9 protein-coding genes are annotated in these 11,556 nt (G+C 69.5%); 6 read left to right on the top strand and 3 right to left on the bottom strand.

From position 1 onward, the window contains the following. Nucleotides 1–141 precede the first annotated feature (141 nt). Nucleotides 142–1,569, top strand: a complete 1,428-nt coding sequence (locus ASD13_RS00810) for an APC family permease (RefSeq protein ID WP_235562436.1) — start codon at nt 142–144, stop codon at nt 1,567–1,569. Nucleotides 1,570–1,653: 84 nt separating this feature from the next. Here ASD13_RS00810 and gdhA read toward each other — a convergent pair whose 3' ends face one another. After that, complete coding sequence (gdhA, locus tag ASD13_RS00805; protein ID WP_055864683.1) at nt 1,654–3,024, bottom strand: NADP-specific glutamate dehydrogenase; 1,371 nt, start codon at nt 3,022–3,024, stop codon at nt 1,654–1,656. Between the two features lie 132 nt (nt 3,025–3,156). Then, entirely contained in the window at nt 3,157–5,850 is a 2,694-nt protein-coding gene (locus ASD13_RS00800; protein WP_055864681.1) for a phosphoenolpyruvate carboxylase, read from the bottom strand. A 111-nt stretch (nt 5,851–5,961) separates the two neighbouring features. On the opposite strand from ASD13_RS00800, the gene nhaA reads away from it, so the two are divergent. The 4 genes from nhaA (at nt 5,962) to ASD13_RS00780 (ending at nt 10,154) form a co-directional block, all read left to right on the top strand. Continuing rightward, nucleotides 5,962–7,131, top strand: coding sequence for a Na+/H+ antiporter NhaA (gene nhaA / locus ASD13_RS00795; RefSeq protein WP_055864677.1), 1,170 nt, complete (start codon nt 5,962–5,964; stop codon nt 7,129–7,131). 36 nt (nt 7,132–7,167) lie between these two features. Beyond that, nucleotides 7,168–7,842: a MazG family protein gene (locus ASD13_RS00790; RefSeq protein ID WP_055864674.1), complete on the top strand. Its 675-nt coding sequence runs from the start codon at nt 7,168–7,170 to the stop codon at nt 7,840–7,842. A 68-nt stretch (nt 7,843–7,910) separates the two neighbouring features. Then, on the top strand, nt 7,911–9,161 hold the full coding sequence (gene hisS, locus ASD13_RS00785) for a histidine--tRNA ligase (protein WP_055864671.1): 1,251 nt from the start codon (nt 7,911–7,913) through the stop codon (nt 9,159–9,161). 171 nt (nt 9,162–9,332) lie between these two features. After that, a complete protein-coding gene (locus tag ASD13_RS00780) occupies nt 9,333–10,154 on the top strand; it encodes an SGNH/GDSL hydrolase family protein (RefSeq protein ID WP_442922308.1) in 822 nt (273 codons plus the stop codon). Here the strand turns inward: ASD13_RS00780 and ASD13_RS00775 are convergent. Beyond that, nucleotides 10,123–10,668: a VOC family protein gene (locus tag ASD13_RS00775; protein WP_055864665.1), complete on the bottom strand. Its 546-nt coding sequence runs from the start codon at nt 10,666–10,668 to the stop codon at nt 10,123–10,125. The genes ASD13_RS00780 and ASD13_RS00775 overlap by 32 nt on opposite strands. Before the next feature lie 87 nt (nt 10,669–10,755). On the opposite strand from ASD13_RS00775, the gene ASD13_RS00770 reads away from it, so the two are divergent. Then, a complete protein-coding gene (locus ASD13_RS00770; protein ID WP_055864662.1) occupies nt 10,756–11,550 on the top strand; it encodes an AraC family transcriptional regulator in 795 nt (264 codons plus the stop codon). The last annotated feature ends 6 nt before the right edge of the window (nt 11,551–11,556 follow it).

Genomic DNA, 11,556 nt, shown 5'->3' with positions numbered 1-11,556 from the left:
AATCCCGCTGTCCATCGGATTGTTAAAAGCGTATTTCGAACCGAATTCGTCGTAGCGCTGGCGATTACCTCCGGTCCATACTGTTCCTCAGCGTCGGACGATCCGAAGTCCGACCCATGCGCTGTTCCCCGAGGAGTACCCATGGCAACGAAGACGAAGCCGCTGGCGCAAGGCGGAGGGACGCTCCGACGAAATCTGGGGTTGTGGGCCATCGTCGGGCTCGGGCTCGGCTACATGACACCGACGGTCGTCTTCGACACCTTCGGCATGGTCGCCCGTGACACCGACAACGTCGTTCCGGCGGCGTACCTGGTCGCGCTGGTCGTGATGGTCTTCACCGCCATCAGCTACGGCAAGATCTCCAGCGCGATCCCGAGTGCCGGATCCGCCTACACCTACGTGCGCGAGTCGATCCATCCGAACCTCGGCTTCATGGTCGGTTGGACGTCGCTGATCGACTACGTGCTGCTGCCGATGGTGAACTGCCTCATCATCCGCAGTTATCTCGAGGCGCTCTTCCCCGAGATCCCCGGGTGGATCTGGGTCGTGCTGTACTGCATCCTCGTCACGAGCATCATCTACCTCACGATGCGCGGCACCTCGAACCTGAACATGATCCTGCTCATCTTCTCGATCATCGTGATGGTCGTCTTCGTGGTGATGGTGATCGCACAGCTGATGCGCGGCGAGGGTGCCGCGACCGTGGCCTCGATGACCCCGTTCTTCCACGACGGCGCCACGATGAGTGCGGTGCTGATGGGCGCCACGATCGTGTGCTTCTCGTTCATCGGCTTCGACGCCGTGACGATGTACGCGGAAGAGGCCAAGGACCCGAAGATCATGCCCAAGGCCATCCTGCTGACGGTGCTTCTGGGAGGCGCGATCTTCCTCATCTCCGGCTACCTCACGCAGCTGCGCTTCCCCGACTGGAACGAGTTCGCGCCGGGCGGCGACATGCAGTTCGTCGAGGACTCCACGCTGCCGGTCATCGGCAACCTGGTCGGCGGCCCCGTGCTCATGGCGGTGCTGACAGCGGCCGGCTTCTGCGCCACCCTCGCCTCCGGCCTGGCTTCGCACGCCTCGGTGTCGCGGATGCTGCTGGTGATGGGTCGCAACAACGTGCTGCCGCAGCGGGCGTTCGGCTACATCAACCCGCGCACCCACACCCCGACCTTCAACATCGTGCTGGTCGGCGCCATCTCGCTGCTGGCCATCCCGTTCACCCTCGAGCTGATCGCCGCGTGGATCAACTTCGGCGCGCTGATCGCCTTCACCTTCGTCAACATCTCGGTGATCGCGTGGTTCGCGATCCGCAAGGGCCGTCGCAAGACTCCCGGCGACATCTTCAGCTTCATCGTGATGCCCGGTATCGGCATGGTGCTCACCGGTCTGCTCTGGGCGAACCTGCACGAGGACGCCCTGCGCGGCGGCCTGGTGTGGACCGCGATCGGGGTCGTCTACCTCGCCATCATCACGAAGGGCTTCCGCAAGAAGGTCGTCGCCTTCGACGAGAACCAGGCGGTGACCGGATACAACAAGGTCGTCAAGGTGCCGGTCGACGAGAGCTGACCCGACATCCCGACACGAGAAGAGCCGCCTCCCCGGAAGGGAGGCGGCTCTTCTCGTGTCGAGGAACCTGTGTCGAGGAAGGGGTCAGATGACACCCTGGGCGAGCATCGCCGCGGCGACGCGCTCGAAGCCGGCGATGTTGGCTCCGGCGACGTAGTCGCCCGCGACATCGTGGCGCTCCGCGGCGTCGAAGGCCGCATCGTGGATGTCGGCCATGATCTCGCGCAGCTTGTTCTCGCTGTCGCCGAAGCTCCAGCGCTGACGTGAGGCGTTCTGGCTCATCTCGAGCGCGGAGGTGGCGACGCCACCGGCGTTCGCGGCCTTTCCGGGGGCGAACAGCACACCGGCCTTCTGGAACGCCTCGACCGCATCCGGCACGCACGGCATGTTCGCGCCCTCGGACACGGCGCGCACGCCGTTCGCGATCAGGGCCTGGGCATCGGCGAGGCCGACCTCGTTCTGGGTGGCGGAGGGGACGGCGATGTCGACCGGGACCTCCCACACGCTGCCGCCTTCGACGAAGCGGGCACTCGGGCGGCGGTTGGCGTACTCGACGATGCGGGCACGCTCGACCTCCTTGATCTGACGCAGCAGATCGAGGTCGATCCCGGCGTCGTCGACGACGTAGCCGGAGGAGTCCGAGGCCGTCACCGCGGTGGCGCCGAGCTGGGTGGCCTTCTGGATCGCGTAGATCGCGACGTTGCCCGATCCCGAGATGCCCACGCGCTTGCCGGTGAGGGAGTCGCTGTGCACCGCGAGCATCTCCTGCGCGAAGAACACCGCGCCGTACCCGGTGGCCTCGGTGCGCACCTCTGCACCGCCCCACCCCGTCCCCTTGCCGGTGAACATGCCGGACTCGTGGCGGTTGGTGACCTTGCGGTACTGGCCGAAGAGGTAGCCGATCTCGCGGCCGCCGACGCCGATGTCGCCCGCGGGCACATCGGTGTGCTCGCCGAGGTGACGGTAGAGCTCGTTCATGAACGACTGGCAGAAGCGCATGACCTCGGCGTCGGACTTTCCGTGCGGGTCGAAGTCGGAGCCGCCCTTGCCGCCGCCGATGCCCTGGCCGGTGAGCGCGTTCTTGAAGATCTGCTCGAAACCGAGGAACTTGATGATCGACAGATTCACCGAGGGGTGGAAGCGCAGTCCGCCCTTGTACGGGCCGAGCACGGAGGAGAACTGGATGCGGTAGCCGCGGTTGACCTGCAGCCTGCCGGCGTCGTCGATCCACGGCACGCGGAAGAGGATCTGGCGCTCGGGCTCGACGAGTCGCTCGAGGATGCCGCCGTCGACGTATTCCGGGTGGCGCTCCAGCACAGGTGCGATCGAGTGCAGCACCTCGTGGACGGCCTGGTGGAACTCCGGCTCGTAGGGGCTGCGGGAGAGCACCGTGTCGAAGACGGGCTGCACGGATGCGGCGAGCGGATGGAAGTCGACGGGAGACGTAGCGGTCACGCGGAAGAGCTTTCTGGTGGGGGATGGTGGTGCAGGCGATCGTGTCGCGTGAGGCTGTGCCGGATCCGGCAGAGATTTCACTCTAGTGGGCACCGAAAGCGAGGGTTCCCGCTCGGTCGGTGGCGACGTCGGTCACCCGGTGTTCTGCAGGCCGGCGGCCACACCGCTGACGGACAGCAGCAGCAGCCGCTGCTGTTCCGGGTCGGCGCCGGAGCCGGTCGGATCCTCTGCGGCCGAGCGGAGGGCCCGCAGCGCGCGCAGCTGCAGCAGCGAGAGCGCGTCGACGTAGGGGCTGCGCAGCTGCACGGCGCGCTGCAGCACGGGCTTGTTCTCGAGCAGGCTCTCGCCCCCGGTGAGACGGATCACCCAGCGCCGCGTGGTCGCGAGCTCGTCGAGCACGAGCTGTGCCAGATCGTCGCGGTCGCCGAGGGCCAGGTACTGACGGGCGATGCGCTCGTCGGTCTTGGCGAGACTCATCGCGACGTTGTCGATCATGGTGCGAAGCAGCGGCCACTCCCGGTACGCCTCCACGAGCAGCTCTTCGTCGCCGACCGCGTCCAGGGCGGTGCCGAGTCCGAACCATCCGGCCAGGTTGATGCGGGCCTGCGTCCAGGCGAACACCCACGGGATGGCCCGCAGGTCTTCCAGCGATTCGACTGAGAGCCCCCGGCGGGCGGGGCGGGAGCCGAGAGCCAGCAGCCCGATCTCCTCCATCGGGGTCACGGTGGCGAACCAGGGGGCGAAGCCCTCCGCCTTCACGAGCGAGAAGAAACGCTCCCGGGAGGCCGCGTCCATGATCGAGGCGACCTCGGCATAGCGGGCGGCCGCCCGGCTCGTGCGCTCCTCCTCGGTGGGGGAGGAGGCCAGCAGCGTCGCCGCCGCGACCTGGTCGATGTGCCGCATGGCGATCGCGGGCTCGCCGTAGCGGGCGAAGATGACCTCGCCCTGCTCGGTGAGCTTGAACCGGCCGTCGACCGAGTGCGGAGGCTGCGCGAGGATCGCGGAGTTGGCGGGCCCGCCGCCGCGGCCGAGCGCACCGCCGCGACCGTGGAAGAGGGTCAGCTCGATGTCGGATTCCTGCGCCCACCGTGCGATCTTCTCCTGCGCCTCGTACAGGGCGAGGTTCGCGGCGACGGGGCCGACGTCCTTCGACGAGTCCGAGTAGCCGAGCATGACTTCGAGCCGATTGCCGGTGGCGGCCATGCGCTCGCGGAACTCGGGGAACGTCACGGCCTCCGCGAGGATGCCGGGTGCCGCCTGCAGATCGGCGAACGTCTCGAACAGGGGCACCACGTCGAGCACCGGGGCGTCGTCACCGAGCGCGTAGCGGGCGAGACGGTGCACGTTCGCGAGGTCGGAAGCCGCCTGGGTGAAGGAGACGACGTAGCGCCCGGCGGCGCGCAGGCCACGGTCGTTCTGGATGTCCGCGATCGCGCGGAACACCTCCAGCACCTCCTCGGTCTGCGCGCTGATGGCCTCGCCGGCATCGAGCTCGGCCAGGGCCTTCGCGTGCACCTGGGAGTGCTGGCGCACCTCGAGCTCCGTGAGGTGGAAGCCGTAGGTCTCGACCTGCCAGATCAGGTGCTGCACACCGCCGAACGCGTGCCGCTTCGCTCCGGCGTCCGCGAGCGAGGACTGCACCGCGCGCAGATCCGCGAGCAGTTCCTCAGGACGCGAGTACGCCTGAGTGCTGTCACCGTGACGGGTCGCGGCGACGCGACGCGCCAGCACCAGCAGCACGCGACGGTGCGGCTCGTCGGGCGAGCGGGTGGCGAGTTCGGCCGCCAGGTTCGGCTCCGCCGCGGCGAACCGCTCCCACAGCGCCGTGACCTCGACGCTGGGCGGAGTGTCGTCGGAGGCGAGAGTGAGGGTGCGGCCGATGCGATCGAGCGCGCGCTCGAGACCGCGCAGCACATGGTCGGCCGCGATCTGCGAGGCCTCGCGGGTCACGGATGCCGTCACGAAGGGGTTCCCGTCGCGGTCGCCGCCCACCCAGGAGCCGATCCGCACGAAGGCGGGAACGACCGGGGCGGTGGCGCCGGAGTCCTCTCCGCGGAGCGCATCGTCGATGCGGCGGTACACGTGCGGCACCGTCGTGAAGAGCGTCTCGTCGAACACCCCCATCACGGTGCGGACCTCGTCGGTCGGGGAGGGCTTCTGCGACCGCAGCGGGGCCGTGCGCCAGAGGGTGTCGATCTCCTCCAGCATCCGGCGGCGGGCACGGTGCTCCTCCGAGCCGCCCTCGCTCGCGGCATCGTGCTGCGTGAGCAGCTCGGACAGGCGGCGGATGCTCGACGACACCGCGCGTCGGCGGGCCTCGGTGGGGTGCGCCGTGAAGACCGGGTGGAAGCGGAGCCCCTCCAGTCGGCGGCGGGCCTCGTCGTCGCCGACCTCGGTGCGCAGCCGCGCGTACGCGGTCGCGACGGTGTCGGCGGCGTCCTCCCGGCCCGGCTGTCCGGCGCGCTCGCGCAGCACGCGCACGCGCTGGTGCTCCTCGGCGAGGTTCACGAGGTGGAAGTAGCAGGTGAACGCGCGGGCGACCTCGTCGGCCCGAGCCACCGTGAACGACTCGGCGATCGCCGCCGCGCGCTCGAAGGCGTCGGAGGTCTCCTCGTCATAGGCCTGGATCGTCGCCAGACGCAGCCGTTCGACGTCTTCGAAGAGGTCGTCGCCGCCGGCTTCGCGCAGCACCTGCCCGAGCAGCTGCCCGAGCATCCTGACATCGGTGCGCATGGCATCGGGGATGCCGCGGCCGGCTTCGAATCGGCCGATCACGCGGATGGCCTCGGTGTTCGTGGGCTCGGAGAAGGAGTGTGCGGGGGTCACACTTCGAGAGTATCCCTCGTCAGAGGAGTGTCCTGCACGCATGACGATCTGCTTCGCGATCGGGCGATGACGAGAGGCGCCGAGGCCTGTCGGCGACCTACGATGGGGGGAATGCGCATCTCAGCGAACCCCCTCCGCGGGCAGCAGTTCCCTGCCGTCCTCCTCCTCATCGCGGCCGGCCTCGGACTCCTGCTCGCGAACCTGCCGACGCACGACGCGCTCGCCGCCTTCCTCGATCTCCACATCGCGATCCCCGGCACCGCCCTGGATCTGTCGATCGCGCACTGGGTGTCCGACGGCCTTCTCGCCGTCTTCTTCCTCGTCGTGGCCATCGAGCTGCGCCACGAGCTGACCCACGGCGAGCTCGACTCCCCGCGCAAGGCCGTGCAGCCCGCCATCGCGGCGACCGGCGGCGTGCTGGTCCCGATCGCGGTGTACCTGCTGATCGCCGGCGGCGACAGCACGACGGCTCCGGGCTGGCCCATCCCTACGGCGACCGACATCGCGTTCGCGCTCGGTGTGCTGGCGATGTTCGGCAAGGGTCTGCCCTCGCGCGTCCGCGTCTTCCTGCTCGCCCTCGCGATCCTCGACGACATCATCGGCATCATCTTCATCGCCGTGCTGTTCGCCGATGACGTGCAGTGGCTGCTGTTCGGGCTCGCGATCGTCGGCGTTGCCGTCTTCTGGGCGCTGAGCAGACTGCTGCACGCCAAGGGCCACCCGCTGATCGCCGTCGCCATGGCCCTGGTCGGCGTGATCACCTGGGGTCTGGTCGCCTCCTCCGGTATCCACGCCACGATCGCCGGCGTGCTGCTCGGTCTCGTGATGTCGCCCGTGCCCGCCGGGCGCACCAGGCATGCACTCGAGCCGACCGTGAACGGCGCCATCCTGCCGCTGTTCGCCTTCGTCGCGGCGTTCGTGGTGATCCCCGCCGTCTCGATCACCGAGCTGTCGCCGGCGTTCTGGGCGATCGTGGTCGCGTTGCCCGTGGGCAAGATCATCGGCATCTCGCTGTTCGGCTGGCTCGCGATGCGCATCCGTCCGAAGGGCGCCGATCCTGCGCTGCCGTTCGCCGACATCCTCGCCGCCGGTGCCCTCGGCGGCATCGGCTTCACCGTTTCGCTGCTGCTGGCGAACCTCGCTTTCGCCGACGACGGCGGCATCAGGGACCAGGCGATCCTCGGTGTGCTCGTGGGGTCGTTGATCGCTCTCGTGTTCTCCGGGATCATCGTCTCCCTGCGGGCGCGCTGGTACCGTCGGGTCGCGTCCGCATCGTCGTGAGGAATGTTCCGGCCCTCGCCGCTTCCGGCCGGGTCGATGCAAGGAGGAAGCGTGAGCTCTGAGTCCCCGGCCGCCGCGGAAGCTGCCGATCCGCTGCGTCAGGCAGCCCAAACCATGCACGCCGTCCGGGAGCGTTGCGTATGGTCGCAGCGGATCACACACCGTGACCTCGTGCCGTACCTGATCGAGGAGTCGCACGAGGTGATCGACGCCGTCGAGAGCGGCAGCCGCGACGACCTCCGCGAGGAGCTGGGGGACCTGCTCTGGCAGGTGCTGTTCCATTCGGCGATCGCGGCACAGGACCCGGACGATCCCTTCGACATCGACGACGTGGCACGCACGCTCACCGAGAAGATGGTGCGTCGGCATCCGCATGTGTTCGCCGGCGAGGTGGCCGAGACGCCGGAGCAGGTGCTGGTGCACTGGAACGCCGCGAAGGCGGCGGAGAAGCGCACCCGCCGCAGCGTGCTCGATGGTGTGCCGCGGGGGATGCCGGCGCTCGCGCTCGCCCAGAAGCTCGCCGGTCGCGCGGCGGGAGTGGGCGTCGCGGTGGAGTCCGCCGCCGCCCCGGCATCGGAGGACGAGCTCGGTGAGGCGCTCCTGGCACTGGTGGCGACGGCGCGTGCGCAGGGCTGGGATGCCGAGCGGGCGCTGCGCGAGCGGTTGCGCGTACTGGAAGACGACGTGCGGGCCGCCGAAGCCGCATCCTGATCCCGGCACGGGGGCGTCGGCAGACCTGGGAAGATGGAACCGTGGCTACCGTGAACCCGCCGCGCGGCATGCGCGACATCCTCCCCGCCGACAAGGCCCGCCGTGAGCGCGTGCTCTCCGTCATCCGCGAGCGCTACCGCGCGCATGGATTCGACGAGATCGAGACGCCCGTCGTCGAGGACTACGACCGCCTGCACGCCGGCATCGGCGGCGACAACGAGAAGCTGTCGTACAACATCCTGCGCCGCGGCCTCGACGCCGACGCGATCCGCGCTGCCGCCGACGACCCGGCCGCCCTCTCGGACCTCGGCCTGCGCTACGACCTGACCGTGCCGCTCGCGCGCTTCTACGCCAGCAACCGCGGCCAGCTGCCCACGGTGTTCCGCTCGATCCAGATCGGTCCGGTCTGGCGCGCCGAACGCCCGCAGAAGGGGCGCTACCGCCAGTTCGTGCAGTGCGACATCGACATCATGGGAGATGACTCGTCGCGCGCCGAGGCCGAGCTGATGGTCGCCTCGCTCGACGCGGTCGACGCGCTCGGTCTCGACGGTGCGACCGTGCGGATCAACGACCGTCGGGTGCTGGATTGGATGCTGGACAGTTTCGGGTTCACCGCCGAGGAGCGCCCCGGGGTGCTCATCACGATCGACAAGCTCGACAAGATCGGGCCCGAGGGTGTGGCGGCCGAGCTGCGTGAGCGCAGCGCCTCCACCGCAGCCGCCGACGCGTTCGATGCGTTCCTGCGTCGCCCGCAGACCATGGAGTACACCCCGTTCGGCGAGCGGCAGATCCGCAAGGCGCTCCCCGAAGGCGCCCCGACCGAGTTGGTCGAGCACCTCGTCGGAATCGGCGAGGCGGTCGCCGCGGGGCGGGGGCAGTCCGACATCCCCCTGGTCTTCGATCCGTTCCTCGTGCGCGGCATGGGGTACTACACCGGCACGATCTTCGAGCTCGCGCACCCCTCGGTCGGCTACTCGCTCGGCGGTGGCGGTCGCTATGACGGCATGATCGGCCGCTTCCTCGGACAGCAGGTTCCCGCCGTGGGCTTCTCGCTCGGCTTCGAACGCCTCGTCGACCTGATCGCCGACGAGGCCGATGCGACCGCACATGCCGTCGTGCTCATCCACGATGCCGACGTTCCGGTGCACGAGCTCGTCCGGCACAAGGCGGCGCTGATCGCAGGGGGCGCGAGGGTGCGGCTCGAGCGACGCACCAAGAACGTCAAGGCGCTGCTCGAGCGTTCGGCGGCCGACGGCTACACCGCCTTCGCGACCGTCTCCGCCGGCACCGGCGAGCTGGAGCTCAAGCCGCTGTCCTGACCGGTCCGGTCCGCCGCGCCGGGACATCTGTCGGGCGGATGCACGGATGTCGGGGGAATCGCCGTGGCTCTGCCCGACATCCGCACGAAGTCCCGACAGGTGCACCCGGAATGACGGGGCGTCCTTGCTCCCGTTCACGCCGCGTTCACGATGTCGGGGTGGAATCGGGGCGTGAGTCGCGTTCGGAACCTCGTCGTCGTGCCGCCTGTCCTGGTCGGGGTGGCACTCGTCGCGCTCCTGGTCGGCCTCCGTCTCGTGCTCCGGCAGCAGGCGGCGCTCGCACGACGCCGGATCGGGAAGCCGCTGGGCGAGGAAGCGCTCGATGCGGATCGCCTCTGGCGTCGAGGTCTCGACGGAGAGCCCCTCGAACTGCTCGTACTCGGCGACTCGATCGCCGCAGGCCTCGGGGCCGAGCATCGCAAGGAGACCCTCGGCGGGCGGCTGGCGAAGGCGACGGGACGCCGGATGCATCGGCCGGTGCGGCTGCGCACGGTGGCCGTCGTCGGCTCGGAGTCGCCCGATCTCCCCGGCCAGCTCGATGCCCTGCCCACGGATTACCGTCCGCACGTGGCCGTGATCGTCGTCGGAGGGAACGACGTGACGCACCGGTTGCCCGTGGCGCTGTCCGCACAGCACCTGCACGACACGATCCGCCGGCTGCGTGAGAGAGGGGCAGAGGTCGTCGTGGGCACCTGCCCCGACCTCGGTGCGCTGCGCGCGGTGCCGCAACCTCTCCGCCGCCTCGCCTCCAGCCTGTCCCGCCGTCTCGCCGAGATCCAGGACGAGACGGCACGGCGGGCGGGCGCCGAACCGGTCGATCTGCGTCGAGCGGTGGGACCGATGTTCTTCGACGAGCCCGAGGCGATGTTCAGCCTCGACCGCTTCCACCCGAGCGCGCTGGGCTATCGCCGCACGGCCGAGGCGCTGCTTCCCGCGGTGTGCCGTGCGGCTGAGGCATCGCTCAGCTCGCGCCGTCCGCCGGTGCCGCGCTGAACGAGGCCGCCCATTCCGCCACCCGGCGGCTGCTCTCCTCGTCGGAGATGTCCTCCACACGGGTCATGACCGACCAGCGCACCCCGAACGGGTCGCGGATGCTGGCGAATCGGTCGCCCGAGACGAAGGGTGCCGGGGCTTCGCGCACGGTCGCTCCCGCGGCGACGGCCTTCTCGACGACCGCATCGACGTCGGAGACGTACAGCCCCATCGAGTAGCAGTCGTCGTCGCCCTCGGGCGAGCGCACGAGGCGGTACTCGGCGTTCGGCTCTCCGAGCTGGAGCAGGCCGAGACCGAAGTCGAGGTCGGCGTGGGCGACGACTCCGCCGAACTCGGTCACGTCGATGACGCGTGCGCCGAAGACCTCGCGGTAGAACTCGATGGCCTGCTTCGCATCCGGGATCGCCAGGAAGGGAGTGAGCGAGGTGGCGCTGTTGGGGCGGCCGTTCGTCGTGTACGTACCGCTCGCGCCGGTCGTGGGGGTGTCGTGTGTCGTGGTGTCGTCGTTGCTCATGCCGCCACGCTAGGCCGGGCGAGGTGCCGGCGGCTTGAAGATCCGCGACAGCCTTCGGGCGTCGGCGGTGGACCCTACGCTGGGCGCATGGTGAATCCGACCCGTGGTGTGCTGTATCCCGCTCGCCTGCCGCAGTTCCACCGGCTGCCGGCACCGTCGGCGGTGACGGATCTGGTCGCATGGTTCTGGATCCCGGAGTGGGACATCGCACCAGGGCGCTCCTCGCAGCAGGAGATCGTCGCCTATCCGGCCCTCAACCTCGTCGTCGATGCGGAAGCTGTGACGCTGTCGGGCGCGACGACCCGCGCGTCGCACCGCGACCTGCAGGGGAGCGGATGGGCCGTCGGTGCACTTCTGCGACCGGCGGCGGTCGCTGCGCTGACCGAGGATCCGTCATCCCTGGTCGACGGAGAGCGGGTGCTCGACCACGAGGCCGGCGATGTCACCGCGCTTCGTGATGCCGTCGTCTCGGCGATGGGCTCGGACGAAAGGCACAGAGAGCGTGCGGTCGAGGCTTTCTCCCGCTGGCTCGAGGAGCGCGCATCACCGGTCGGCGATCCTGCACGCCAGGCCAACGCGGTGATGGACGTGCTGATGGGCGATGACCCGGCGTTCACCCCGGAGGAGGCGGCGACCAGGCTCGCCGTCTCGGTGCGCACCCTGCAGCGGATGACGCACCGCTACGTCGGCCTCTCACCCGCAGCGATGATCCGGCGTCGGCGGTTGCAGGAGGCGGCGCAGCGTGTGCGCGAGGAGCCGGGAGCCGATCTTGCCTCGATCGCCGCCGAGCTCGGCTACGCGGATCATGCGCACCTCACGCGCGACTTCCAGACCGTGCTCGGGATCGCCCCACGGGCGTACCGCTCCGAGGCGAGCGGCTGACCTCAG

Origin of the sequence: Microbacterium sp. Root1433D1, assembly GCF_001426835.1 — a bacterium.
Taxonomy (GTDB): Bacteria; Actinomycetota; Actinomycetes; order Actinomycetales; family Microbacteriaceae; genus Microbacterium; species Microbacterium maritypicum.
The sequence above is the reverse complement of the archived record's forward strand: the minus strand, read 5'-3'. Positions and strand labels throughout refer to the sequence as shown.